Here is a 25,110-nt window from a genome sequence, read left to right on the forward strand (position 1 = left end):
GGTATCACCGAGCGAAAACCAACTAGGATAGAACGGGGGGTCCCCGTTGGGACCAAGGGATTGGATCGAGGAGTAGAACTGAGTGAGTTCTGTGCTGGCTCAGAATTAGTGAAAGCCATGCAAGGTACTGTGAGAACATGAGTAAGAATATCATCGACGAACCGGAGGCGATCCCGGAGACGCTACGCGAACGGGACCAATGGGTGTGCTGGCGCGAAGAGGAGCGAGACGGCAAGCCGACGAAGATTCCGGTAACGCCGGGGGCTGGGGGGTTTGCGTCATCAACAGAGCCGGAGACCTGGGCGAATTTTGAGGCAGCACTCGAGTACACCGAGACGGCACACGCCGATGGTGTCGGGTTCGTGTTTACCGACGACGATCCCATCGTCGGCGTCGATCTGGACGACTGCCGCGATCCTGAAACCGGCGACGTCGACGACGCGGCACTAGACATCATCGAGCGCCTCGACTCCTATACGGAGGTGTCACCGTCCGGCACCGGCTATCACGTCCTCATCAGGGGCGAACTTCCCGACGGGCGGAACCGTCGCGGGAGCATCGAACTGTACGACACGGCACGCTTTTTCACCGTCACTGGCGATCACGTCGAGCGGACACCAACGTGCGTTGCACGTCGACAGGACGCGCTCAGAGCGATTCACCGTGAGTACGTTCAGGAGACAGAGCGTGACACGGCAGCAGAGTCCGAACAGCGTGGTAGCACTGACGACGAGTCACCGACGCCCGGTGGAGCCGCCGTTGACGTCGACCTCGAAGACGAGGACCTCCTCGAGAAAGCGCGGAATGCATCGAACGGCGAGAAGTTCGAGCGGCTCTGGAACGGGAACACAGCCGGCTACGACAGCCAGTCCGAGGCCGACATGGCGCTGTGCTGTCTGCTGGCGTTCTGGACCGGTGGTGACCGGACCCAAATGGAGCAGCTGTTCCGCCAGTCAGGATTGCTTCGGGAGAAGTGGGACGAGGTCCACTACGCTGATGGGTCGACGTATGGGGAGAAGACCATCGAGCGAGCAATTGCGACTACTTCGGAGTTCTACGACCCGGACGCCGGCGACGATACCGCAGATGATATCTCCGCCACATCGTCGCCAGACGTCGGCGCTGCTGACTCGGAGCGGAGTCGCGCATATCTCGCCGAGAAGAACCAGATCTTGAGCGACCGCGTCGACGAACTCGAGGCGACACTCACGGAGAAAACCGAGCGCATCGACGCTCTCGAAGCGGAGGTCAAGCGACTCACTGACGAACTTGCCACCCGTGGCCAGGAGGAGGAGTGCCAGGGCGAGCACGCCGCTACTACGAGTGAGAACAGTAGTGAGTCAGAGTCATCCTCACTGTTGGGTCGGTTATTCGGCGGTCGGTCCAAGTAGCGTTGCGACCGCAGCGGCACGTCTGTCACCCCCGCCAGGGGGCGGCGGGGTACATCACGTGCCCCCGATAGACGATGGCTTCGGAACGTACGACCCAAACGCAGACGGTACAGCAAGCAGCAACCAACTCCGACGGGGAGGCTCCGTGGGCAGACCTCGAGGTGGCGATCCCGAACGACCGCGATCACGCGTCGCTCGTCGCGCTCGTGGAGTGTGCCCTAATCGAGCTGACGCACGAGCACGTGGGGGCAGTTGTCGTCACTCACCAGGTCCGGGGGACAAACCGCACGCAGTACGTCGCCGTCGACGACGTCAGCGAGCAGTTCCAAAAGCGGCACTTCGACGCCCGGCTGGGCTGGCACGAGACAACCGTTCCTCGGGAGATCGTTCGCGACGAACTCGTCACCCAGCTCACCCGGTCGGCAGCCTCACAAGCGGAACGCACACGAGAAGCAGCAGCCAGCGAGCCGGACACGTTCACCGTGAAGCCGGTTCAGGAACTCCGGACTCCATAGGCCACACTCTTAACCAACACTCGGGACCAGTTCTGTCGAAGTGTTGGTTAATGACGTTGCCAGAATTTATGCCCTCAACCCACGCCCACCGCCCTATCCCTCCGCGACGTTGCCGTTTTCGAGTACCGCGACCCAGGGTCGGACTGACGCCCTCCGACTGGGCTGTTTATCGGCGCCGGGAGGCGTGCAGCGCGCGAGAGCGTGCGCGGCGTGATTCACCATGGTTGGTCCCGATCCTCACGACGACACGAGTGCCGACCACGAACAGCTCGAAACCGAACTCCTCGCACAGGACCGTGACGCCGCGAGCGTCGCGACCGCGGACGTCGACGACGCAACGGCCCGCAGCCTAGTCGACGACCTCATCGACGCGGACGTCGTCACACCCGTTCCCGAGGATCGCGTTCTCGTTCACGAGCCGAGTGTTACTACCTTCGACTCGACGACGCAATTGGCCGTCTTCCACCGTGGCTGGACGGCCGGCCGCGACGCCGACGCGGAGGCGGAGTAATGCAGCAGACGCTTACAGGGTGTGCGTTCTGCGACGCTCCGCCCAGCACCGAGACTGGCGAGGCCCACACATGGGGGGAAGATGAGCGGGTCACCCACCCCATCTGCGTCGACTGCGCGATCCAGATGGAGCCGGACCCCAACGAGCGCGATCGCTACGCCTGCGATGGCTGTGGGCTCGTCGTCGACGCCCTCGCGGCGCTCACGCGCTTCCGTGTGGAACTCGGCCATCTCGAGGGGCCGCTGCAGCTGTGTGCGCGATGTAGTCCTGGCGGGCCCGCGACGTACTGGACGCACGACCTCGATGAGCATCTCGTTGAGTGAGACATATTGCCGACGCTTACACCGTTTCCATGGAGGACCTCGTTGACGAAGTCGACGTCGCGCTTGACCGCGACTAATGGGGAGTCTCCCTATCCATGGATAGGGAAAGTATCCAATAAGCCGCACCGCTTGGCATTACGCCATAGATTCCGGTATCCCTCGCCGTCAGATCGTCGTCGAAAGACGCTCGATGCGATCAGCGGTTTCCTTGACTGCGTCTTTCTCCTCGAGACGACTCACGATATCCTGTAATTCAACCGTGGTGTAATCGAGTTCCTGCTGGAGGGCAGGCATAGATTTCGGTTCGTCGAGGGCGTGAAGCACTTCGAGTTCCTCGTATACGCGCTCTGTAATCTCCGCGACCGGCTCATGCAGGGGTGTCCTCACGTTGTGTTGCTCGGTGAGATCGGCCAACGCCTCGTTCACGTATGTTACGAATAGCTCTTGATCCAAGAGGTCGATCTGCGCGGCGAGTTCTGCTTCGACGACGTCGAAATCGAGGTCAGTCTGCAGCAGCGAAAACATATCTTCGATATCGTCCACCCGTCCGGCGACCGCCTTGAATAGGAAGATGTCCTCTGGGCTCACGAGTTCGACCACCAAGTTGCTGGGGTTGAGGTACCGCTCGCTACGCTTCCGAATCCCGTCAGAAAGAACCAGTTTATCGATTACCTGCTGGTGAAAGATGTCGATTCGACACCCATCATCGTTCTCGAGGATTCGCTGAGCACCGAGCGCTTCGTATTCTTCGTCCGGTTCCCGAACGATATCGTAACCAAGTTCGAGCAGTACTGCTTGGAGCTGCCCGAGGTCATCACCGGATGCGACGATGAGATCGATATCCTTGGTAGTGGTCTTGAGATCCTGGAACGCCATTGCCCCACCGCCGATCAAGAAGACAGTGAGTGGGTCGTCTAGCTGCTCGCCGATGCGCTCGAGTTCCGACCGAATGTACGAACTGTCGAATCGCGCCCTCATGCTGACACCCCGTAGTCCGCAGCCAATTCTTGGAACTCTTCCCACTCGGGAAGTCGAGATGCCCGCTCCTCGCCACTCGTGTCGAGATACGTGAGCAAGTCCTCGACGAGATCGTCGACGCCGTACTTTGTGGCCTGGTCACGCAGTTCGTCACGGTCGACGTCAACGTGGCTGAGCAGGAGCAGACAGTATGACTGGGTACGTGCGCCCGAATCGATTACGAGCATATGACAGCACAGCATCGCCGGCGAGAGATCATTCATCGTCTCTGAATGGAAATAGTACCGACGGTCGCGGGCCAGAAGGGGCAGGTCGTAGGTCTGGAAACGCTCTGGCCCCGTCGAAAGGAAGTCCTCGGCGGTAATCTCATCTGCGGTCTGGACGAGGAACTCGTCGAGTGACTCCCAGAGAATCGTGTAGGTGTCGGTGTGTTGTTCGACGGTCTGGCGATGGTCGTGGTGAACGAGTTCCCGAGCAAGCGTACTCAGTTGTTCGAATCCCTCGTTCAGCACATATGCATCCTCGTCAGTTTCGTAGATGATCCCTCGATGCTGAAGTGGATCGAGGGCGCGATGGACGGTACTCCTGTGAATGTTGGCCCGGCGTGCGAGCTCCATTACGACCCGCGGTGTTTCAAGATAGTAGAGAACGCGGAGCGTCGCACCCGACAACAGTTCAGGCCAGTCGATGTGCGAATACTCTTGGGTGATGTCTGCGAGGAGTTCGAGTGCTTTCGCGTCCGATGGCCGGATCTGCTTTGTTTTCCCTTGTCGACGCGTCTCGACGAGTCCGGTCGCTTCGAGACGATCGACAAGTTCAGACGTGTAGCTGAGACTGCGGTCCAGCTGGGTCGCAAATTCGGAGACTGTCTGCTCACCGTGAAGGACGGTGAGCGCGCGAACCTCGCCTTCGGTAAGCATCTGTTGCGTAGATACGAACCGATATTTAAATAACTTCGCTATCTCGCAACGAGTATGACTGACTCAGCTGAGGTTGCTGGGTGAGCAACACGATGAAGGCCCTCGGCCGTTCACGGGCGGCGCGCCGCCCGTTAGCTCGGGAGAGCCTGCTTTCCCGGTGACCGAGACGGCCTCGCCCTTTCTGAGTCCGCCAGGGCAGTAGTTGGGTCGCTGAGTGTCGCGGCTGGGTGGACAGGTGTGTCCGTTATGGCCCGCACCGCTCGCCGCGTTCCGCCCTCCGCGTCGCTCGCGACCGACCATTCCGGGCGTGCGGGCGCTCTCCGCACCGCCCGCGCCCGTTCCGGGCTAAAATGCATGTGCCCTCGGCGCCAGCGGGTATCCCCGTCGGTTGCGCCCCTTGCGGGCTTTCGCGTTCCAGCGCTTGGTGCCGCCTGCGCTGTCGCGCGCCACACCGCGGCGCGCGTTCTCGGCGACAGTCGCCCTGGACACGGACCCGCACATCGGGCCGGACACGAGCGGGCATATCCCGCTGGCCGCTCGCTCCGGGCGGGTCGGCGCGCGGTGCTGGTTGAGTGGCCTCCCTATGGCGCGCTCTCGCTCGCGCCCCAAGGGGCGCTCGCGAAGGCGCGAGCGAGAGCGCGCAGACGAGTCTGTCGGTCGTTGTCGTCGAGGAAATCCGCGATGTTGTAGCATCGCGGTGTCGGGCGCTGAGCGCCTTCAGGAATCAGGGTAGATTCCAATGTCTAGTAACAACGTCACCACGGATGTAGTTTCGGTCGATGAACAGGCTTTCGAGAAACACGATGAAGGCGAGGTCGACGAGGATGGCTTCGAAGTCGTCGACGAGACCCCGGAGTTCCGGGCGACGGTCGACATGGAAGTCCAGGCCAAAGTCGATTCCAACCACCCAGACGCGCGCGTCGAGGAAGGCCCGGATCACCTGTTCGGGAAGACCCTCGAACAGGAAGAGCGCATCAAGGCACGAGAGGCCGAGTTGGAACACATCAGTGCCCAGGCAGAACTCAGTCAGCAGGAGGGGCGTGCGAAGCGGACGCGAGACATCGCAGCGAAGCGAAGCGCTGAGCGGCGTGTGAAGTTCCAGAAGCGGGCAGCGAGCGTGAATCCGATGGCTGACCCGGAGCGAGACGATCCTCGTGCAGAGCTCACGCAGGAGCAGTTGGCGGCGGTGAACAAGCAGTCGATGCGGTTGGCGGAAAAACTGGATGGCTGGTCGCGAGCAGCGATTGGCCGGCGGTTGGGTGAAGCCGTCGTCGGTGGGAAAGACCTAACGAGTGCAGTCGTCGGGGTGTTCGAGGAGTTGCAGACGGCGCCTGGGACGGTGATCCCCATTGGGAAGCTCGAGGACGTCAATCGCAAAGAGGTGAGCATCGAGGGTCGAGTCGAAGTACTCTGGGATGCGGACTCGCCGGCCATCGCTCAAGTCGGGCTGATCGCAGACGACAGTGGAAAAACGAAGGTGACGATCTGGGAGAAATCAGATGCGCCGTGGATTGAAGAGGGCGAGCAGGTGCGTATTCACAAGGTAGCCCGGAACTGGTACGAGGGGCGCGTCTCACTGGCTGTCACTGGGTGGAGCACCATTATGTTCCCTGAGCGCGGTCGGTGGTGGGAATAGCCGGTCGGCGCACCCCTTTTTTGCTGGTGTGTACGCGGTCACCGCCACCTCCCACCACCTCCACGGTCCGGGCTGCTCACGGCGCTCACGCGCCGTTTCGCGGCCGGGCTTTCGCCACCGCAGCCCTCCAGTGTCAGCGCTGTTCCGTGTGGTGTGTATGTGCCCCTGATGGGTGAGGGGCACTCCGAGAGACGCGATCCGCGTGAGTCCCCTCGTGAGTATCCATGGCAACCAGAGAGATCTACGAAACGACGTTCGACGAAGACGTCCAGACCGACTCGAATGCTACGCAGTGTCCCGAGTGTAACGGGCAAGTTACAACCAACGCGGTTGAAACCGTCTGCGAGGACTGTGGACTCGTCGTCGACGAGCAGCGGATCGACCACGGGCCAGAGTGGCGAGGGTTCGACGAAGACGAACGGGAGCGCACGGGTGCTCCGTTGACAGCGGCGCGGCACGATCGTGGGTTGTCGACGGAGATCGGCCACGGGACCGATGCGAACGGGAACGAACTCTCAGGACAGAAGCGACGGCGGCTCGCTCGGATGCGCCGTGAACAGACGCGTGGGCGGTTTCAGTCGAAAGCCGAACGCAACCTCGCACACGGGCTTAGTGAAGTCCGCCGGATCAGTAGTACGCTCGAACTATCCGAGACGATCCGTGACCAGGCCTGCCAGCTCTTCCGCAGCGCTCAGAACGAGGAACTCCTGCAGGGCCGGTCGATTGAGGCGATGGCCGCCGCGAGTGTCTACGGAGCGTGTCGGTGTAACGGGCGACCACGAACGCTCGACGACATCACCGAGTCGGCGCGCGTCGAGCAATCGCGGGTGACGAACGCATACACGACGCTGAATACGGAACTTGGCCTGCCAGCCCAACCCGTGACGCCCAGTGCGTTCGTTCCGCGGTTGGCCTCGGAGCTCGACGTCTCCGATCAAATCCGGCAGCGGGCTCGGCAGTTGGCGGAAGCATCCGAATCGACTGGGGCAACCACCGGGGTTCGGCCGTCCGGGTTCGCTGCAGCCTGTCTGTACAAAGCCGGACGCGAAGACGGGCAATGGCTCACCCAGTCGGACGTCGCTGACGTTGCGAACGTCTCGGTGGTCACCGTGCGGACCCACCGCGACACACTGGACGAACTGGCTGTCTAACGCCCACACTGCTGATTTTCGATTGTATGTCTGTAGGCTGATTGATGTGAGAGCCATTATTTAAACCCGAAGACGAAGCATGATACGGCCAGATCACTCTATGACCGACCAGTACGCCGACTACGAAGCCCTCCGACCGCTCGGCGAAGCGACCCACGTTCCCGACGATCAACTCGCCAGTAGTAGTGGCGAGCCCCGGCGGCAACGCTCTGGTGGCGTCGACGCGGGCTATCCAGACGACCCGACAGAAGGTGAGACCGAGTGCGATTCCTGTGGAGCGTCGATCCCCGCTGGCCAGTCGAAGTGCCGGTTCTGTCTCACGAACCATCTCGAAGCAGCCGACGATCAGGACACATCGACTGCCGAACAGACTCTCCTCCATATCATCCACATAGTCGTTGAGGCGTCGACGTTCTACGGCGCCGTCGGGAAGGGATCTGCTGCGGCCACCCTCCTCGCGAAGGCAGACGATGACCCAGTAGTCGATGACTGCAAGCTAATCTATGATCTCGACGAGGAACCGGCCCCACGGCTTGTCGATCAGTGGCCCTCGCTCCCCTCGGCGACACGGGTCACGTCTGAATGTGGTAATCAGCTGCTCGCGGCTGCTCGTGAGCGGACGGCGTGGACAGAGACGACGCAGTCCTGTCACGACGGCGAGCACACGACGTTCCTCTACGACGAAACCGGGAGCGAGGTTCGCACCGAAGCTCGTCTTGCAAGCCTACGTGAGGACGCAGACAACGACCTCTGGCTGGTGCCAGCGATTGCGCTCCAGAAATCCGTTGACAAGACCGATACCGAACAGCCACGACGCGAGCGCCCAAACAGAACTCACCTCGAGTGTCGAGAGTGTGATCGGGAGACTAAGCATCGATTCCGCGAATTCGAGGCTGTCCCCGATGACGAGTGGACCGGGCAGCCAATGTGGGGCTGTCAGCGGTGCGGCACGCCACGCTACGGGCCCGAACCCGAAGCCGATCAGTAAAGACGACGTCAAATTAACCAACAATTCTGGTGTCGGCTCGGAGTTGTTGGTTAACAGAAGCCAGCTCGCGACCACCCGACGATACCACACCTGCTGACTGCCCGCCGGTGTTTTTCGGCGCCGAGAATTGGCGGAGGCGCACACATGGATCCACGAGACACCCCCGGCTATCGACTCCACCGCGCGCTCAGTAGCCTCACCAGTATCGACAGCGACCAATTGGAGCCCGCTGATCGAGAGCGAATTAGCACCGCGACGACGCTCCTCGAGCAGGTAGATTTTCTCACCCAACCGAATACGACGAGGGACGGTGACATCAACAGAGAATCCTGACAGCTCGACGCATCGGCAGCGCAACGTCATGTGGCCGTCACAGCGTGAGCAGTTGCTCGCCCCCTGAAAGGGTGCGGGGGCGCGAGACCGCTCCCGAGAACAATCCATGGCAACATTGCAAGCCGCAACGACATCGACCGGCGCGCTCGTATCGGATCCACAGGCAGTCCGCGAGCTCTGTGAGAACCACTGCTTCGGGACGCTCAACTGGGAAGTGGACGACGACGGCGAACTCGTTATCTGGGGCTACGACAGCTTCGAAGTGTACGAGGCCCGTGAGAACGGTCTTCCTGACTACGACGGTGGCATCGTCACTCACGAGTTCCTCCGGTCGCTCGCGGAGTATCTCGAACCGAACGAAGAATTCGACATCCAGACAGCCGGATTTACCAAGTGCCGGTTTCCCGTGCTGGCGAAACGGTACGTCGTTCGCGACGGCGAAGTCCTCCACGCGGACCTCAGTTCCCCCGACCCGATCGACGAGTAGCGTTGTTCGTCCCCCGGGAGGGGTGCGGGGCGATCCAGTCGTGGGTCGTCCTGCAAGGAGATTGTTCAATGGGCCACCGCGCACTCGTTGCGTACGAACGCACAGACGGACAGTACACGCTCCACTACTCTCATTGGGGTGCAGCGAATCTCAAGCTCAAGCACCGAATCTCGGCTGAGTCGCCGTTCGGTGGCGAAGACACCGACTCCAAGTGGGCGAAACAGCTGCTGGCGGAGTTAGCCGATGGCCTCGAGGCAGATGCCGTCGACGGCTACCTCGCCGGCGAAGACCGACCGTCGACGGTCGTCGAGCCGAAGCCTCGCGCCACCGGGCTCACGCTCGAGGAGATTATCGCTGACCATCTCGACTACCTCCACCATGAGGCGTTTTACGTGGTGTCGACGACGTTCGAGGTGACCGCCTATCGGACGCTGTGGTTCGGGCTCCAGTACGACTCGGAGACGGTCGAACAGGGAGAGACCGTCGGGAACGGCGCGCTCGCGACGGTGCGTTGGTACGACGGCAAGCCGGTCGGCGACGGCCATCTGAAGGGACAGTTCCGGGCACTGAAAGACGTCGTTGGCGACATGCTCGACAAGGGCGTCTTCACGCCGTCAACGGCGAGACAGTATCTGAAACGGAAGCTCGCTGAGCGGGTCGGAGACCGACAGGAGCTGCTCATTCCGACCGGAGAATCACCCTTCGAGACAGCGAGTCTCGGCAAGTCGTAACACCAATCCCTTAGTGGATATCGGGGGACGTCCAAGTATGTCAAATCAGTCTGAAGATGACGTTCGTGTTTGGCTTGTCGAACGGACGTACTCCGATGACGAACAGAACCTGATCATCCTCACCTACGCAACGCCCGATGGCGAACAGTACTATCGGAAGGAGCGGGCGCTAACCTCATTTACCGATGTCCGAGATACGACGGCAGCAGTCGATGCTGAACTCGACAATCTTGGCATGGTCGATGACCCAGACCTCCAGGAACAATACGCGGCCGAAGCGCAGCGAATGCAGGAGGTCCACGACCCGGACGACGTGATCTGATACCCGCCAGTAGACATCACCCCGGACCATGGGTTATGTCGTAGGAGGCCGTACACAGGATATGCGCGAACTCATCTTCGCACTCGAATACGAGCCGGGCTGTAACCGGGTGGCTGACGCTCTCGCCGACCACTCCGACGCCCGCGTCCGCTCGCTCTCGCTGCACGCCACTGCCGAACGTCTCTGGCGGGTCGACCATGCTACCGGAACTCCTGAGGCGCTCGACGCTATCGAGGACGCCTTTCTCACCGGCGACTACTACGCCGACTGTCTGGCGACTGAGGATTGCGGCGCCACACAGACCACCCGCGTCCTCGACCGCACGGACGACGCGCTCATCCTCTACTCAGATTGGGAGCGCACTCCGACCTGCGCCTCAGTCCCCCACATCGCTCGCGACCACCTCGGCGACGGCGTGCTGTTCGAGACTCGTCACGAGGGCCGCCACTACACGTGGCGACTCATCCACTCCGGCGATGGCGACGTGGCGGCGTTCTTCGACGCTCTCAAAGTCGCCGTCGGGGAGTGCGCCCAGATGGAGATGCTCCGCACAGCGGACACAACATCAGCTAGGGGAAGCGACGGAACACCGAGTGGATTGCCTCCAGCCCAAGAGGCTGCTCTCCAGGCCGCCGTCGAACACGGCTATTACGAGTCGCCCCGCGAGGTTGACGTCGGCAAGCTCGCCGAGCATCTCGACGTGCCGCGGTCAACACTCACCTACCGACTCCGTCGGGCGGAAGAACATTTGGCGAAGCAACATGTCGCCGGCGAGCGGGTCACGGAAGAACAGCTGGCATCGTACTGAGGGCCGCAGTTGGAATATTCCAACAAAGACATATCGAACTCCCGCTCCTACCGTGACGTGATGACAGAGAATCCGGACGCAGCAGGAGGAACGAACGGGGGCGGGCAGCGACGTGAGCTGACCGCCCGCCTCGTTGTCCCCGAGATGGACTGTCCCTCTTGCGCCCAAAAGGTGGACAAGAGCCTCCAGCGTGTCGACGGCATTACTGACGCCACGCTCCAGACGACCACCGGCACGGCCAACGTCACGTACGATCCTGATCGGACTAGCGAAGCCGACGTAATCAAGGCGATTGAAGGTGCCGGCTACGAGGTCGTCGGGGGCTCGGACACCGAGGGCGATGATGAGGACAACCAGGTGACCGATGGCGTCGACATCGCGCCACCATCGGAGGTCTGGACGAGTCTTCGCGCGAAGAAGACGTGGCTCGGCGCGGCGTTCGTCACGCTCGGCCTCCTCTTCGAGTTCCTCCTCACCGGACAGAACGTCACGGTGGCGAGCGTCCTCGAGTACCCGCTCCACATCGCAGATGTCCTGTTCCTCGGCGCCGTCGCGGCTAGTGGCATCCCAGTCGTCCGTAGCGGGTACTACTCTGCGAAGAACCGAAGCCTGGACATCGACCTGCTGATGGGAACGGCGATCATCGCGGCGACCGGTATCGGCTACTTCGTCGAGGCCGCCACGCTGGCCGTCCTGTTCAGCATCGCCGAGCTGCTCGAGGACTACGCGATGGACAGGGCACGGGACTCCCTGCGCGAGCTGATGGAACTCTCGCCCGACGAGGCGACCGTCCTTCGCGATGGTGAGGAAGTGACCGTTCCCGCCGAGGAGGTCGACGTTGGCGAGACCGTCGTCGTCCGCCCCGGCGACAAGATTCCGCTCGACGGAACGGTCATCGACGGCGAGAGTGCAGTCGACCAGTCGCCGATCACGGGCGAGAGCGTCCCCGTCGACAAGACTGCCGGCGACGAGGTCTACGCCGGCGCGATCAGCGAAGAGGGGTACCTCGAGGTAGAGGTCACCTCGACCGCTGGCGATTCGACGCTCTCGCGCATCATCGAGATGGTACAGGGCGCACAGGCGAAGAAGACCGAGTCTGAGCAGTTCGTCGACCGCTTCTCCGGCTACTACACACCCCTCGTCGTCGTGCTGGCAATCCTGACCGCCGCTATCCCGCCGCTGGTTATCGCCGACCCCATCTCGGTGGACGTGGCCGGGTACGGGTTCACTTTCGCCGGCGACTGGCAGACCTGGTTCATCCGCGGGCTCACCCTGCTGGTAATCGCCTGCCCCTGTGCGTTCGTCATCTCCACACCCGTCTCGGTGGTGTCGGGCATCACCAGCGCCGCGAAGAACGGCGTCCTGATCAAGGGCGGCAACTACCTCGAAGCGATGGGCGAAGTCGATGCCGTCGCGCTCGACAAGACGGGGACGCTCACGAAGGGCGAACTCGCCGTCACCGATGTCGTCCCGGTCGGCGACACCACTGAGGCCGATCTGCTCCGTCGCGCCGCCGGGCTGGAGCGGCGCAGTGAGCACCCCATCGCTGCGGCGATTCTCGCCCGTGCTGAGGAGACGGGCGTGGGCGACCTGCCCGACCCGAGTGGCTTCGAGAGCCTCACCGGAAAGGGCATCCGCGGGGAGATCGACGGCGAGACGTACTATGCGGGCAAGCCCGCGCTCTTCGAGGAGCTGGGCTTCGACCTCGCTCGGGCACGCCGCGAGACGGACGGCGGCGTCGCGGCGGAAGAGGCGGCCGAGTACGACGACGGGGCATTCGCCGAGGACGCGCTCACCTCACTGGAGCGGGAGGGCAAGACGGTCGTTATCGTCGGGACGGAGTCGGAACTGCTGGGTGCAATCGCCATCGCCGACGAGGTACGCCCGGCCTCGAAGCGGGCTGTCGAACGCCTGCACGAGCTGGGCGTCGAGCGCGTGGTGATGCTGACCGGCGACAACGAGGGCACCGCCCGCGCCATCGCCGAGCAGGTCGGTGTCGATGAGTATCGCGCCGAACTCCTACCCGACGAGAAGGTCGACGCAGTCGAAGAGTTACAGGCGGAGTACGGGGAGGTCGCGATGGTCGGCGACGGCATCAATGACGCCCCCGCGCTCGCCACTGCGGAGGTCGGCATCGCGATGGGCGCCGCCGGCACCGACACCGCCCTCGAAACGGCTGATATTGCGTTGATGGGCGACGACATCGGGAAACTCCCGTACCTGTACGACCTGTCGCATACGGCCAACGGCGTGATCCGGCAGAACATCTGGGCGAGCCTCGGCGTGAAGCTCCTGCTCGCGTTAGGCGTGCCGCTGGGCCTGGTCAGCGTTGCGCTGGCAGTCGTTGTCGGAGATATGGGGATGAGCCTCGGCGTCACCGGGAACGCGATGCGGTTGTCCCGGATTGAGCCCGACCGGTTCTCCGACACCTGATTCTGCGGCTGAAAAGGCGGGCAGGGCGCTCTTCTTTCGGGACTTACCTCCGCTACATCGAGACAAGTTGTGGTTTGTCTGGGGCAGAAAGGACTGAGCCCCACCGTGGGCTCTGATTTGATGCCCGAGAATCCAGACGACGATCCGTTTCACGATTGCGAGTTAGGTCCCGACGCAGTCCTCGGGACGCACACCTTCCACGATGTCCTGTTCACCGACGACACGGAGACACCGGTGAACGTGCTCACTGGCGAGACACCAGCGCATTCGCAAGCCACCGTCGAGGAAGTGAAGGCGTTCGCTGCGAGTATCGACACGGACACACCACAAATCGCGCTCCCCGCATCCGTCGAGTCGCAGGTCGAAACACAGAGCAAGCCCTACACCTCAGCTGCGTTCTTCCATTTCAAGGCGACGGGGTCACTCGAACGACACCGTGCCTACCACGCCGCGTACGACTCGGATGCGTTCACCGTCGACTTCGAGGCCGACTACGCGTCGGGCGATCTAACCATCACAGTCGACCGAGCGAACGAGTCCTAAGAATCGACCGCTAGATCAGGTTTTTCGAGCGCCGGCGATGGGTGCCGGCGCAGCAGGAGTGAGCGAGCAATCATTCCCGGTGCGTCGGCGCTTCGAGGTGTTCGAGATGCACATGGTCATTTACAGTCTGGTAGAAGCATCGACAGAAGACGAAGCACTATCCACCGGAAAGTCGGTGTTCGACCGCCTGGTCGGCGCGGACCCACACGCCGGCGCCGTCTTCGACTACCACGTGACTTTCGATGAGGAAGACACGTCCGTTGCGGGGAAGGCGCGATGGGGTGAGTTGCCGACTGCAGCCCCCATCGACTCCGATGACGGCCAAGACCTACTTGAGCGTGGCTGGGAGGCGACGAAAGAGGAGTTCGAGCGCAACCTCGAGCGGGTGAGGGAAGCACTTGACGAACTCTCCGACGAGGAGATTATGCGCGACGAAGATCTCGCTCGGCACGCGTTCCACCAGGTCGGCGCCTACGACGGGCCAACGATCTTTCTGTACAACGAATATTCGAACGGTATCCGTCACCGTGAGCAGCTGGATCGAGTGCTGGAGGAGAGCGAGGAGCTCTGGATCGTACCTGCCGACGTCCACTTCTAACAGATGTCCCGGATCACAAATTGGAAGCGCGAGAGTCGGTCGCCCACACTCGCATACCGGAATACGGAGACCGGAGCTCGGGCTATCTTACACCGAGCACCGGACTCGTACCGCTACAAGTGGCGCGGCGCAATCCTCGTCGACGGCTACCCGGTGTGGTCGCGGGGGTACGAGACGAAGGACGCGAAATCGTTCCGTGACGAGCTCCGTGACCGGCCAGCGCCCGAACTGAGTTGTCCCGAGTGTCCGAACAGCGATGTAGCAATCGGTGGGAAAACGGCTGACGGCGCGAAGGTTCAGCGCTGGTTCGAGTATCGGAACTGTGGGTACGAAGCATCCTCGCGAATCGTGTATGGCGCCGAGCGCTGATTGATAAGGGCGCATCTGCGGTGACGTTTATTTTGGGCCGGAATGGGTGGCCCGTCTTAATCGGGCCAGATCCACAGATGAGCCTGGAAGTCATCGACCGCCACAGCGAAGCACTGTTCGAGTTCCTCTGGTGTCCGGTCTGCGGGCACGAGATATTCAGTCACATTCCCTTCGAAGGTGTGTTCTGCAAGAACTGCAACACGCAGGTCGAACTCCAAGAATCCCGAGAGACACGCGGATACGAGGAGGCCGTCCTCGCCTGCTTCGACACCCACTCAACGTGGAACCTCCACGTCGACGAGAAGCTCCGTCGCGACCTACCCGATGGGTCGGCACGGGTGAAGATCCTCGGCGCACCGGGTGCCTACAAGGTCGACTGGTGGAGTCCAGAACCCGGCGATGACTGGGAGCCGGTCGAACGAGGCGAGTTCGACGATGTCGACGAACCAGCCGATATCTCCCATCTCGCGTAGGGGCAAGCAGTCCCTGTGGCTGTTTTTCACCCCCTGAGGGGTGCGAGGTGCTCGAACGAGTAGCTCCCGAACAGACCGATGAGTAGACCTAGCGACACACACTCGATTGAACAGACACACCCAGCGAGCGACTGCGACGTCGCCTACGTCGGGTATCGGCAGAGCGGGCAGGCTATCGTTGAGAAACGTCCCGGCCAAGAACGGCTCACGCCAGAGCGGAGTCTCGCACTGGTGAACCACAGTCCCTCAGGCTTCGAATGGGGATATGGTGGTAGTGGTCCGGCACAACTCGCGCTCGCACTCCTCCTCGATTACACGGGTGCCGAAGCGTTTGCCCTCGACCACTACCAGGCATTCAAAACCGAGGTCGTGAGCCAGCTGGGCTGCGCGGGGTCCGACGAGTACTGGCGACTCACCTCTAGCGAGATCGACGCAGCCCTTCGTGAGACGACTGCCGAGCCAGTCGCACCGACCATCTAAGCACCACTCACCGAGAGCAATCCATGTCAGAACACACCCAGCCATCTCGTGCGGATGACGAATCGGCCGAAGCCAGTGAGCAACCGACACAAACGGAGTACATCGAACGCAGTGACGTCGGCGTCTCCCTCACCGTGAAGCTCAAGCGTGGAACCGGTACCAGGGATCAGGACGAGGTGATCGCGAAGGCGAAAGGCAAGACACTCGAAGATGCCCGCGAGGACATGGAAATCCTCCGGGAGTACATCCACGATCTTGCTGAGGACGCTCGCCAGATCCAGCCAGCAGCCCCACACGAAGAGTAATTCTTTTAGGTGTTGCACAGAATTGTGTAACCATAGGATGTACGAAGTATGCGGTGAGAAGGAACTCAAGGTCATCCTCGCGCTTGACCAAGGCGATTCCATCTCCGGCGTCGCGCGAAAGATCGACGAGAACCGAGAGACGATTCGGCGCGTCATGAACCGCATCGAAGAAGCGGGATACGTCGCGTACGATGATGGCCTCCAGCTCGTCGATCAGACGCTCCGAGACGCCGGTCTCGAGTTCCTGACGACGGCAGCAGACATCTCACCACCATCCATCTCGGAGGCGTACGTCATCCCGCAGTTCGCCGGCCTGGACTATGCATTCACATCCATCGATGCAGTATACGTCTGGACCCAGGGCGGCTACCAAGTCGCTCGCGACCCGGAGGATTATCCCCTGTTCATCGCTGTTCGCGAGCAGGACGTCGACGCCTGGGAGACATTCTTCGATCGGTTCGGAATCCCGACTGCGGAAGAACGCCAGCCCGCTGAAGACCTTGATTGCGCCATTCAGGTTGTCCTCGAGCCCCGGCCACAGATCGATGCCGAGATGGTCGACGGACGGCCTGTCATTCCGCTTCAGGAAACCGTGGCATTCGCGAACGAGTACTACGCAACCTTTCAGTCTGCCCTCGACATGCTCGGCCGAATGTACGACGACGTCGACACCGATGCGAATTATCGCCGAGAGCCCGCCTGAGCATGAGCCAGGAAGACCGCAGTGACGCGCTCATCCAAGTCCTCGATGAACTGGAGCAGTCAAACATTGGATTCGTCCTCGTTGGTGGATACGCGATCAGTCAGTTCGAGACGCGGTTCTCGACCGACCTCGACCTCGTCATTGCACCAGATGACTACAAGGACGTCGTGGCGTTTCTGGAACAACATGGCTTCGAACGGACAACCGAGTTCGAAGTCCCAGCAGAAGAGACAATCTACAACCGGGAAATCGACTGCTTCGAGCGAACCGAAGGACTGCCCCATCCGGTCGGTGTGGACATTCTCGTGAACGGACTTGGGTGTCGACAAACCGAAGCAGAGTGGTCGTTCGACTATCTATGCACGCACAGCTCCCCGACGACGATTTCAGGCGGGACTCGGTCGACGACTGCACGAGCCGCTGATGGGGAAGTGCTCGTTGCCGCCAAGCTCCATAGTGGCCGGAAAACGGATCTCGCAGATGTCCTTGCTGCGATCCCCTCGATCGACTTAGATCTAGTCGAGACACATCTGCATCGCGGCGATGCTGATGCCCTTCGGGAACAGCTCAGTGACGCACAAGCGTTCATCGAAGAGGGCGGACTCGATCACCGATTCAAGAGCTTGTTCGGCCAATCGTCGGCATCGGCTGAGGACATCGAGATCCTCCTCGAGTTTCTCAAGCGACAACAGAAGTGAGACAGCGGTCACCGCGACAGCAGCAGTACCGGTAGCTGCGAATCCGTTCCCGTAGCTACGGAAGACGGAAAGCGAGTTAGAGCGGTTTGTTGCCGCCTTGAAAAGGCGGAGGCGAACATACGTGAGTGACTCGTCAGACCAAGCTGCAGAACCAGATGGTCTCACACCGGAGCAACGGCTCGACCCACCAAGCACGCGACTCATCAACGCCGGTATCGTGACGATCAACGACATGGAGACGCTGCGAGCCTGCGTCGCCTACGAGAACGCGAATCAGCAACGGGTCCAGATCCTCCGCCGACTCAAACAGCGGGCTACCGAGATCCGCTCTCAGGGCGACTGACGCGACACTCGGAGGTGTCTGTCGGAGCCTCGGTGGGTGGAGGCTCAATCCAAATGAGCGAGCGACCCGAAATCGAGATTCAACAGCAGACCGCGTTCGGTGATGATGGCCAGCTCGAAGTCACAGAGACGAGCGTCGAAACCTCACTCGAGGACTTCGGCGCTGACGTGGATCATCGCGACCGGGATTCACGTCTCGATCGGCCCGAGTCGAGTGAGTTCGGCGTCGACGACCGGCCTGAAGTTGAGCAACCATCCGAGGGTGAACAGTCCAGTCTCTTCGCCGATACAGCCGAGGACCAGCAGACGCTCGCCGGCGACGATGCGGCCGCTCGCTGTCTTTTCGAGGAACAACGATGACACGACTCACCAATTGGACGCGAGAGAGCCGTACTCCAATCCTGGCGTACCGAAATACAGAGACCAACGTTCGAGCAGCCCTGCACCGAGCGCCGGACTCGTACGTGCATAAGTGGCGGGCCGCGATTCTCGTCGACGGCTATTCCGTATGGTCGCGCGGATTCGCGACGAAGGAAGCCACATCACTTCGTGACGAACTCCGAAAGCGCCCTCAGCCTGAACTACCCTGTCCAGAGTGTCCTAACGAAGACGTCGTCGTCGGCCAGAAGAGTGCTGACGGCGCGAAGGTACAACGGTGGTTCGAGTGTCGAGACTGCGGCTACGAAAGCCGCTCAGCAATCGTCTACGGCGCCGAGCGCTAATTCCCCTAGTAGAACAGACAAAGCCTTAGAAAACCGGCGTCGTGAGATCCACCATGGATTGTACAGAGTGCGGTGAGCCGGTCGACGAAACAAAGGATCTCGATGTTCCTGAAACAATCCTTGAGCACGGAACAGCGAAGGTTGACCCATCAAAGTCCAAGGTCACCCAGTTGGATCAGTACGCGGATGAGATTAAGGAACACGTCGAGGCGAAGAACGGCACCGAAGACCTCTTGCCCATCATCAAAGCCATCGAAGATGCGGATAGCTACTGCGTCGGTACAGGCCTCAGCATGGGTGAGAGCCCGGACAAGATAATCTTCTACATTCACTGACCGTTCAGCGAGAGTGCATCAGTCGCCTCGAGTACGCTCGTCCGGCAGAGTTTTTCGACCCCCAAGAGGGGTGCGGGGAATCCAATAACCCGCATTCGACCTATGAAGACGGATTCGACCAACCACCCACGAGCGGCAGTACAGGATGATAGTGAGCAATGCCAGACCAACGCAGACCACGTCGAGTACGTGGGTATGCGCGTCGACGGAACTCCGGTGGTGCTGAAGCTCACAGAGCACGAGCGCCTCTCGCCCGACCGAAGCCTCGACCTCGTCCGACATAGCCCGGCGGGATTCGAGTGGGGCTACACCGGAAGCGGCCCGGCGCAACTCGCCTGTGCGCTCCTCCTCGACTACTTCGACGACGAGAGCGTCGCCCATCAGTACTACATCCAGTTCCGAAATGAGGTGGTGAGTCAGCTCGCGTGTGATGGCCCGGCTGACTGCTGGCATCTCACCGGTGACGACATCGAGGCTGCACTCGGTGAGTTCCAGGACCATCACGCCCTCACGCCGGACGGTGGCGTCGCGTCGACATCGCTGCCGGCGAATTGGAGTGCCGTGAGCCGGACAGATCGGACGGTCTTCCAGCGCCAGGACATCGACCATTACGTCGTTCTCGGTGACGGGAGCGATGAGTGGCTACTCCTGCTCTGTGCGCAGGGCGACCGCGCGTATCCCGCGCCGCTTGACCATCGAACACTTCCGGTTGAGAACGATCCTGCTTCAGCCGTTCAGGCACTCGTCGCTGAGAGTAACGACCTCGTCGAGCCAGAGGAGGACATTTGATGGACGCTCTTCGTCTCTCGCGAACTACCTACCAGCTGATCGAACGGGCTGTCGAGGCACTGGAGCGCATCGGCCGGGAACTCGAGCGATACAACGACCGGCACGAGCGAATAGCGGAGGAAGCCACAGACGAGACGAGTCCCGATGACTCATGACCGGCGAAGCGACGCTCGACGAATTCGAGGCCGAGACATCGTCCGGTGAATCCCGCTCGCCCTCACTTGGAGACCGGCTTCTCAGCCCGATCTCGCCGTCCGTGGGGCTTCGACTGATTCCCGGTCGTGGTGATCCGTTCTATCTACAGAATCGAGGCACTGAGCGGTATCTCTTCTGTGACGAGCACGACCGATGGTTCATACTCCAACCGTCGGCAAAAGCGTCGGAAGAGGCGTTCGTCCGCTGGGTGTATCTCCCAACGGACAAGCCCGAACGGCTGGCGCGGTCGGCGCTTCGTCGACGGACGATGATCGGTTACGACTACGTTCGGCGGTCGACCGCCCCAGACCCGGTCAGAACGACGGTGACCGCGATGTTCGTCACCGAACGCTGGCCCGAGACGACCTACGAGTGTGGGTCCTGCGGGGCGCTGTTCGACACACCACAACAACACGCCCTCCACTGCTGGGAGGCCCATCCGTGGGTGCCGAATCCGGAGCAGGTACGCCGTCGACGTCAGCCCGACGAGTGAGTTCGAGAGTTGAAGACAGGTGTCGGAATCGTCCAGGTGATTAACCAACAACGCTGGATTCTTGGGCAGGGTGTTGGTTAAGAGGTGCTGTTTTTTGCGCCCGTGAGAGGGGCGCAGGGCGCGTGATGAGAGCGTCGTCGCGATAGTTGAGTCCGATTTCGAGGTGACCCAAAATGAAAGATCCAGAATCCAGCACCGTGTTCGCTGGCGTCGACGGACGAACCGACACAGAACTACCCGAGTGGTACCGCCAGAAGAAGAGGGTCAACGATCCAGAGTCCTTCGCCGAAGCGGTTCGCGACCTCCCGCAGGCCGTCGAGACGACCGTGGCCTATCAAAACCCCTACACCGACGAGTGGGTCGAGACGGAGCGCTTCAACGCCCTCGTCGAGCCGGGTCGGGCTCGCGACCAAGCGACGGAGAGCGAGCCTGAAACTGACCCCCTCTTTCACGTCCCGACAGACAGTTACTCGATCATCAATCCGGCCGATGTCTACCAGCCCCTCGAGGACGTCCTTCGCGAGGAGACCATCGAAGACACGTCGCTCGGGGACGTGATGTTCGGCGAGATTCGACGCTACCGGGGCGGTGGCGAGGTCCACATGGACGTGATGTTCGACGGCCTCGAGGTACGCCTCCCGGGCCGCTCGGACCCGATCACGATGGGCGTGACCTCCGGCTACGACTTCTTCGGTGAGCACGCCGTCTACGTGGAGGGATTCGCTCAGGACGGGTACTGCTCGAATTCGATGCGCTCGCTCACCGATAAGGAAGTCATCAAGCACGTCGGGGACATCCGGAACTTCCGGACCTGGTGGGAGGAGCTTCTCGCCCAGGTCGAACTCGTCGCCGACGACCTCTTCGGGTTCATCCGAGATGCGCAGGACATCGACCTCGACTTTTCGGACCTGCCGTTCACCGTCACCGAGTTCTACAGCCTGCTGGGCTTCCCGGACTACCTGGCCGAGCGCGCTGCGAGCGATGCGGAGGCCAACGCGGCCTCACCGATCGAGATCGATATGTGGACGCTCCATTCCGGCGCGACGTACGCACTCACTCACTTCTTCCAGGGCAAGGAGGGCGCGTCGCTGGACGGCTACGTTCGTACGGCCAACGACATCCTGTTCAACCCGGAGGGCACCATCGAGCGCGTCGAACGCGCTTACGAGGAGCAGCTGGAGACAGACGGCGATGACGGGTCCCAGGCGTCACTCGCCGGCGAGCGGGCGCTCGCGAGCATCGAGCGCGTCAACGATGATCTGCAGGAGAAGATCGACCAGTTCGAGGAGCGGGAGGACGCGCTCCGTGAGCGGTTCCAGGACGCAATGAGCTGAAAATCGGAGCGGCGTTCACTGAAACGATCCTCAAATAACAGATTATGTGAGCGGTTCCGGTTCCTCATTATATTCGACTACTAATTCGACATCCTCAGGACCGAGTTCATCGCGTTCCGCTTCCAGCGTCTCAAGAGCGTCTTTAACAGGGAAGAAATCCGGCTTCTCGAGCGCATCTTCTGTCGCCCAGGCGTATCGAATCGTTTGCTCGGAATCGATGAGGAACACGGCACGCTGCGGGACGCGCTCGTGGTTCTCCCATCCGTCATAACAGACATCATACGACTCGGCAACCCGCCCGGAACTATCACTAAGTAACGGGAAATTGAGGCCGTATTCCTCGGCGAATGCTCGGTGGGCGTAGACGCTGTCACCAGAAATTGCCCAGACATCAAGCGCCGGCGTCAGCTGAAACCACTCTGCATCGCGAATCGCACACAGTTCGTTTGTACAAACAGGACTGAAATCAAACGGGTAAAATACCAGCAACGCAGCCCGATTATTGGCAGTTGTCTCATCCAAGCTGTACTCGGTTTGTTCTCCGTCACGGAGACCTGGAAGAGTAAACGACGGTGCAGACGCTCCCTGGTTTATCATGTGTCACAGTAGCACACGAAGAAAGGATAGTCTTGGGGCTAACACCCCCACCTGAATGGAGGAGCCTCAGATGTGGGATGAAATTCACTGGAGTCCGTACGTCAGGAGTTCGCCGTCGCCCACTCAAGAAGGGGTTCTAATCTCGAACAAATCTCATCCCCCTCGTCAGTTAGCGCGTATTCGACGCGTGGCGGAATTTCGTTGTACTGCGTCCGTGAGACGAGTCCTGCCTCCTCGAACTCAGTGAGGCGTTTCGAGATCGTCGACGTGCTCGCAGTCGGAAGATGATCTTCGATTTCCGCGAACCGCAGTGAGTCGTGTGCGCCGATGATGCTGACGAGTTGCATCGCGTATTTTCGGCTCAACGTGTCGATAACTCCTGTGAGCGGGCAGTAGCACGTCCCCTCAACATCACACGTGGGCGCCGATGAAGTAGTATCTGCCATAGCTTCGTGGCCTCCAACCTACTCCATAGCTTCGGACTCTGGAGTATAAGAACTTCCCATCGTAAAGTATCAGTATAGATGACTCACACCTCCGACTATGATCTCGTGATCCTCGGCGGCGGAGCCGCTGCCTTCGCCGCCATCACCGAAGCGAGCCGGAGAGATCTCTCGACGGCGATGGTGAACACCGGCCTGCCGATCGGCGGGACCTGCGTGAACGTCGGCTGTGTCCCGAGTAAGCATCTACTCGCCGTCGCCGAGAGTGGCGCTGCAGCGTCGGAGAATCCCTTCGACGCCGTCACATATCCCGAAGAGCCGACTGTCGACTGGGCCGACGCACTCGACGGCACCAACGAACTCGTCGAGCGGTTCCGGCAGGAGAACTACGTCGACGTCGCCGAGCACTTCGAGACCGACATCTACGAGGGCTACGGCCAGCTGATGGACGACACGACCATTGAGGTCGTCGACGGCGCCGACGAGGGCGCGCACATTACTGGGAAGAAGGCGCTCGTCGCGACGGGCAGTTCACCGTGGGCGCCGCCCATCGACGGCCTCGACGACGTCGACTACTACACGAGCGAGACCATCCTCGAGGGGCGCGACCTCCCCGAGAGCATCGTGATCCTTGGTGGCGGATACATCGCGCTGGAGTGGGGCCAGATCCTCCACCGTGTCGGCGTCGACGTAACCATTCTCCAGCGCTCCGGTCACGTGCTCTCAGATATGGAAGGTCAGCTCGGCCGGGAGATGCAACGAGCCTTCAATGAGGAGGGAATCGATGTCGTGACCAGTAACGACTTCCAGCAGGTTCAGGATGTGGCTACCGACAGTGGTGCTGACCCTGGTCAGAAGGGCGTCGCTGTGGAGACTGTCATCGAGGGCGAGGAGCAAGCGTTCACCGCAGAGACGTTATTCGTCGCAACCGGCGTCCAGCCCAACAGTGAGAACATCGGCTTGGAAGCAGTCGGCGTCGAGACCGAATCCGATGGCGCGATTCGCGTCGACGAGCATTTCCAGACGACCAATTCCGACATCTACGCGGCGGGGGACGTGATCGGCGAGCCCGAACTGGAGACGGTCGCCGCCAAGGAGGGCAATCACGCCGTCAAGAACGCCTTCGGCAACGAGGGCGTCAGCATCGACTACGATGCAGTCCCCGCAGTCGTGTTCACCAGTCCCGAGGTAGCAGTCGTTGGGACAACTGAACGTGAATATATGGACGAACACGGTACCTGTTCCTGCCGGACGGTTCAGATGGAAGATGTCCCTCGGGCAAAGGCCGTCAAGAACACGGATGGACTCGTCCAGGTGGTGAAGCACCACGAGACCGACGGGATTGTTGGCGTCCACATGGTCGGCCCCCGCGCCGCCGACATGATCATGGAAGCCACGCTGGCGGTGAATTTCGGTCTCACCGTTGACGACATCATCAATACTGTCCACCCGTTCCCAACGTTCTCCGAGGCGTTCAAACACGCCTGTCAGGCGTTCCGTCGGAATACGTCCAAAATGAGCTGCTGTATCGAGTGAGCGTCAGTCCTCGGTCGAGAACACATCGTCGAGCGTGCCGCTCTCGCCTAATTCGATGAGGGCACGGTTCAGGAGTTCGCGAACCATGAACTCCTCGTAATGCTGGGTGTCGCAGTACTCGCAAGGCTTCATTTCGCGGGCAACCGCCTCAATCTCGGTACCGTGGTCCGCATACAACGTCTCGATGAGGGCAGTCAATTCTTCGGACGCGGTAGACTGCGCCTGCGCGAGGTTATTGTCGGCGCCTTCCGGAAGATCGTAGGAGAAGACTCGCGTGTTCGACTTGTAGTACTTCCGTGTCCCTCCACCAGCCTCTTCCAGACGAGCGATTTCCACCATCCCCGCATCCTTCAGGACGTTCACATGGTGACGCACTGTCGTCTCGGCCTTCTCCTCGCCGCGACGGTGCAACTCGTCGTGGATCTCCTCGATCGTCATTTCATCGGTCGCGAGCATATCGAGGATCTTCGCCCGAACGTCGTTCTCCAGTGCCTTCGCTTTCTCCGGATCCGTCGTCACGACTTCACGGATCGGCACGTCGGATTCGAGGAGCGCCATTCTTGTGAGGACGTAGGGGAACGACGATAGTAAGAGTAACGCCACACACTCGACAGCAGTCTTAGTTATT

The 25,110-nt window shown here is 61.1% G+C and carries 35 protein-coding genes; 30 read left to right on the forward strand and 5 right to left on the reverse strand.

The window, feature by feature from the left end; genetic code table 11:
* Positions 1 to 137: 137 nt before the first annotated feature.
* The 4 genes from NMP98_RS19055 to NMP98_RS19070 all read left to right on the forward strand — a co-directional run bounded on the left by NMP98_RS19055 (position 138) and on the right by NMP98_RS19070 (position 2,740).
* Entirely contained in the window at positions 138 to 1,391 is a 1,254-nt protein-coding gene (locus NMP98_RS19055; RefSeq protein ID WP_254861404.1) for a phage NrS-1 polymerase family protein, read from the forward strand.
* Positions 1,392 to 1,465: 74 nt separating this feature from the next.
* Positions 1,466 to 1,906, forward strand: coding sequence for a DUF8030 family protein (locus tag NMP98_RS19060; protein ID WP_123115086.1), 441 nt, complete (start codon positions 1,466 to 1,468; stop codon positions 1,904 to 1,906).
* Positions 1,907 to 2,126: 220 nt separating this feature from the next.
* Positions 2,127 to 2,417, forward strand: a complete 291-nt coding sequence (locus NMP98_RS19065) for a DUF8069 family protein (RefSeq protein ID WP_049983725.1) — start codon at positions 2,127 to 2,129, stop codon at positions 2,415 to 2,417.
* Positions 2,417 to 2,740 carry a DUF7558 family protein gene (locus NMP98_RS19070; protein ID WP_049983726.1) on the forward strand — a complete coding sequence of 108 codons (324 nt, stop codon included), beginning with the start codon at positions 2,417 to 2,419 and terminating at the stop codon, positions 2,738 to 2,740. Before NMP98_RS19065 ends, NMP98_RS19070 begins: the two co-directional genes overlap by 1 nt.
* Positions 2,741 to 2,905: 165 nt before the next feature.
* Here the strand turns inward: NMP98_RS19070 and NMP98_RS19075 are convergent, their stop codons facing one another.
* Together NMP98_RS19075 and NMP98_RS19080 are read right to left on the reverse strand one after the other, a co-directional pair.
* Complete coding sequence (locus NMP98_RS19075) at positions 2,906 to 3,718, reverse strand: DUF6036 family nucleotidyltransferase (protein WP_049983727.1); 813 nt, start codon at positions 3,716 to 3,718, stop codon at positions 2,906 to 2,908.
* Positions 3,715 to 4,638 carry a winged helix-turn-helix domain-containing protein gene (locus tag NMP98_RS19080; protein WP_049983728.1) on the reverse strand — a complete coding sequence of 308 codons (924 nt, stop codon included), beginning with the start codon at positions 4,636 to 4,638 and terminating at the stop codon, positions 3,715 to 3,717. The genes NMP98_RS19075 and NMP98_RS19080 overlap by 4 nt, the downstream gene beginning before the upstream one ends.
* Before the next feature lie 739 nt (positions 4,639 to 5,377).
* On the opposite strand from NMP98_RS19080, the gene NMP98_RS19085 reads away from it, so the two are divergent.
* The 25 genes from NMP98_RS19085 (at position 5,378) to NMP98_RS19205 (ending at position 21,906) form a co-directional block, all read left to right on the forward strand.
* The gene (locus NMP98_RS19085; RefSeq protein ID WP_049983729.1) at positions 5,378 to 6,274 is read left to right on the forward strand and encodes a DNA-binding protein; all 897 of its coding nucleotides are present in this window, start codon (positions 5,378 to 5,380) and stop codon (positions 6,272 to 6,274) included.
* A gap of 224 nt (positions 6,275 to 6,498) precedes the next feature.
* On the forward strand, positions 6,499 to 7,425 hold the full coding sequence (locus tag NMP98_RS19090) for a transcription initiation factor IIB (protein ID WP_049983730.1): 927 nt from the start codon (positions 6,499 to 6,501) through the stop codon (positions 7,423 to 7,425).
* A 100-nt stretch (positions 7,426 to 7,525) separates the two neighbouring features.
* On the forward strand, positions 7,526 to 8,413 hold the full coding sequence (locus NMP98_RS19095; RefSeq protein ID WP_096396480.1) for a biosurfactant protein 1: 888 nt from the start codon (positions 7,526 to 7,528) through the stop codon (positions 8,411 to 8,413).
* A gap of 144 nt (positions 8,414 to 8,557) precedes the next feature.
* On the forward strand, positions 8,558 to 8,746 hold the full coding sequence (locus tag NMP98_RS19100; protein ID WP_096396460.1) for a DUF8012 family protein: 189 nt from the start codon (positions 8,558 to 8,560) through the stop codon (positions 8,744 to 8,746).
* Between the two features lie 106 nt (positions 8,747 to 8,852).
* On the forward strand, positions 8,853 to 9,233 hold the full coding sequence (locus NMP98_RS19105; protein WP_006183452.1) for a hypothetical protein: 381 nt from the start codon (positions 8,853 to 8,855) through the stop codon (positions 9,231 to 9,233).
* A gap of 68 nt (positions 9,234 to 9,301) precedes the next feature.
* A complete protein-coding gene (locus tag NMP98_RS19110) occupies positions 9,302 to 9,964 on the forward strand; it encodes a DUF6735 family protein (protein ID WP_254861355.1) in 663 nt (220 codons plus the stop codon).
* Positions 9,965 to 10,001: 37 nt separating this feature from the next.
* A complete protein-coding gene (locus NMP98_RS19115; protein WP_123115082.1) occupies positions 10,002 to 10,286 on the forward strand; it encodes a DUF7967 family protein in 285 nt (94 codons plus the stop codon).
* A 61-nt stretch (positions 10,287 to 10,347) separates the two neighbouring features.
* Complete coding sequence (locus NMP98_RS19120) at positions 10,348 to 11,094, forward strand: helix-turn-helix domain-containing protein (RefSeq protein ID WP_123115081.1); 747 nt, start codon at positions 10,348 to 10,350, stop codon at positions 11,092 to 11,094.
* Positions 11,095 to 11,154: 60 nt separating this feature from the next.
* Positions 11,155 to 13,527: a heavy metal translocating P-type ATPase gene (locus NMP98_RS19125; RefSeq protein ID WP_254861356.1), complete on the forward strand. Its 2,373-nt coding sequence runs from the start codon at positions 11,155 to 11,157 to the stop codon at positions 13,525 to 13,527.
* Between the two features lie 120 nt (positions 13,528 to 13,647).
* On the forward strand, positions 13,648 to 14,070 hold the full coding sequence (locus tag NMP98_RS19130; protein WP_058365747.1) for a DUF8025 family protein: 423 nt from the start codon (positions 13,648 to 13,650) through the stop codon (positions 14,068 to 14,070).
* A 106-nt stretch (positions 14,071 to 14,176) separates the two neighbouring features.
* A complete protein-coding gene (locus NMP98_RS19135; protein WP_144906867.1) occupies positions 14,177 to 14,668 on the forward strand; it encodes a DUF7995 family protein in 492 nt (163 codons plus the stop codon).
* Between the two features lie 3 nt (positions 14,669 to 14,671).
* The gene (locus NMP98_RS19140) at positions 14,672 to 15,037 is read left to right on the forward strand and encodes a DUF7568 family protein (protein WP_254861357.1); all 366 of its coding nucleotides are present in this window, start codon (positions 14,672 to 14,674) and stop codon (positions 15,035 to 15,037) included.
* A 77-nt stretch (positions 15,038 to 15,114) separates the two neighbouring features.
* A complete protein-coding gene (locus NMP98_RS19145; RefSeq protein ID WP_254861358.1) occupies positions 15,115 to 15,510 on the forward strand; it encodes a DUF7567 family protein in 396 nt (131 codons plus the stop codon).
* A gap of 78 nt (positions 15,511 to 15,588) precedes the next feature.
* Positions 15,589 to 15,990: a DUF6166 domain-containing protein gene (locus NMP98_RS19150; RefSeq protein ID WP_254861359.1), complete on the forward strand. Its 402-nt coding sequence runs from the start codon at positions 15,589 to 15,591 to the stop codon at positions 15,988 to 15,990.
* Between the two features lie 23 nt (positions 15,991 to 16,013).
* Positions 16,014 to 16,295, forward strand: a complete 282-nt coding sequence (locus tag NMP98_RS19155; protein WP_254861360.1) for a DUF7389 domain-containing protein — start codon at positions 16,014 to 16,016, stop codon at positions 16,293 to 16,295.
* 37 nt (positions 16,296 to 16,332) lie between these two features.
* On the forward strand, positions 16,333 to 16,998 hold the full coding sequence (locus NMP98_RS19160) for a helix-turn-helix domain-containing protein (RefSeq protein ID WP_058365827.1): 666 nt from the start codon (positions 16,333 to 16,335) through the stop codon (positions 16,996 to 16,998).
* Positions 16,999 to 17,000: 2 nt separating this feature from the next.
* Positions 17,001 to 17,696 (forward strand): nucleotidyltransferase domain-containing protein, encoded by a 696-nt coding sequence (locus NMP98_RS19165; RefSeq protein ID WP_058365828.1) that lies wholly within the window; start codon positions 17,001 to 17,003, stop codon positions 17,694 to 17,696.
* A 121-nt stretch (positions 17,697 to 17,817) separates the two neighbouring features.
* Entirely contained in the window at positions 17,818 to 18,039 is a 222-nt protein-coding gene (locus tag NMP98_RS19170; protein ID WP_058365829.1) for a DUF8129 domain-containing protein, read from the forward strand.
* A 53-nt stretch (positions 18,040 to 18,092) separates the two neighbouring features.
* Positions 18,093 to 18,398, forward strand: a complete 306-nt coding sequence (locus tag NMP98_RS19175; RefSeq protein ID WP_058365830.1) for a hypothetical protein — start codon at positions 18,093 to 18,095, stop codon at positions 18,396 to 18,398.
* On the forward strand, positions 18,395 to 18,760 hold the full coding sequence (locus NMP98_RS19180; RefSeq protein WP_080508372.1) for a DUF7568 family protein: 366 nt from the start codon (positions 18,395 to 18,397) through the stop codon (positions 18,758 to 18,760). Before NMP98_RS19175 ends, NMP98_RS19180 begins: the two co-directional genes overlap by 4 nt.
* 53 nt (positions 18,761 to 18,813) lie before the next feature.
* On the forward strand, positions 18,814 to 19,095 hold the full coding sequence (locus tag NMP98_RS19185) for a hypothetical protein (RefSeq protein WP_123115070.1): 282 nt from the start codon (positions 18,814 to 18,816) through the stop codon (positions 19,093 to 19,095).
* A 102-nt stretch (positions 19,096 to 19,197) separates the two neighbouring features.
* Positions 19,198 to 19,884, forward strand: a complete 687-nt coding sequence (locus NMP98_RS19190; protein ID WP_058364835.1) for a DUF6166 domain-containing protein — start codon at positions 19,198 to 19,200, stop codon at positions 19,882 to 19,884.
* Positions 19,884 to 20,039 (forward strand): hypothetical protein, encoded by a 156-nt coding sequence (locus tag NMP98_RS19195; protein ID WP_176329435.1) that lies wholly within the window; start codon positions 19,884 to 19,886, stop codon positions 20,037 to 20,039. Before NMP98_RS19190 ends, NMP98_RS19195 begins: the two co-directional genes overlap by 1 nt.
* Entirely contained in the window at positions 20,036 to 20,572 is a 537-nt protein-coding gene (locus NMP98_RS19200; RefSeq protein WP_080508253.1) for a hypothetical protein, read from the forward strand. The genes NMP98_RS19195 and NMP98_RS19200 overlap by 4 nt, the downstream gene beginning before the upstream one ends.
* A 173-nt stretch (positions 20,573 to 20,745) precedes the next feature.
* On the forward strand, positions 20,746 to 21,906 hold the full coding sequence (locus tag NMP98_RS19205) for a hypothetical protein (protein WP_058365921.1): 1,161 nt from the start codon (positions 20,746 to 20,748) through the stop codon (positions 21,904 to 21,906).
* Positions 21,907 to 21,948: 42 nt separating this feature from the next.
* On the opposite strand, the gene NMP98_RS19210 is transcribed toward NMP98_RS19205, so the two are convergent.
* On the reverse strand, positions 21,949 to 22,503 hold the full coding sequence (locus tag NMP98_RS19210) for a peroxiredoxin (RefSeq protein WP_080508383.1): 555 nt from the start codon (positions 22,501 to 22,503) through the stop codon (positions 21,949 to 21,951).
* Between the two features lie 101 nt (positions 22,504 to 22,604).
* Positions 22,605 to 22,949 carry a winged helix-turn-helix transcriptional regulator gene (locus tag NMP98_RS19215; RefSeq protein WP_080508382.1) on the reverse strand — a complete coding sequence of 115 codons (345 nt, stop codon included), beginning with the start codon at positions 22,947 to 22,949 and terminating at the stop codon, positions 22,605 to 22,607.
* A 78-nt stretch (positions 22,950 to 23,027) separates the two neighbouring features.
* Here NMP98_RS19215 and merA point away from each other — a divergent pair, with 78 nt between their 5' ends.
* Entirely contained in the window at positions 23,028 to 24,482 is a 1,455-nt protein-coding gene (merA, locus tag NMP98_RS19220) for a mercury(II) reductase (RefSeq protein ID WP_144906847.1), read from the forward strand.
* Between the two features lie 3 nt (positions 24,483 to 24,485).
* Here merA and NMP98_RS19225 read toward each other — a convergent pair whose 3' ends face one another.
* Positions 24,486 to 25,040 carry an ArsR/SmtB family transcription factor gene (locus tag NMP98_RS19225; RefSeq protein ID WP_123115218.1) on the reverse strand — a complete coding sequence of 185 codons (555 nt, stop codon included), beginning with the start codon at positions 25,038 to 25,040 and terminating at the stop codon, positions 24,486 to 24,488.
* Positions 25,041 to 25,110: the final 70 nt, after the last annotated feature.

It is taken from the genome of Natronomonas gomsonensis (assembly GCF_024300825.1).
Classification (GTDB): Archaea; Halobacteriota; Halobacteria; order Halobacteriales; family Haloarculaceae; genus Natronomonas; species Natronomonas gomsonensis.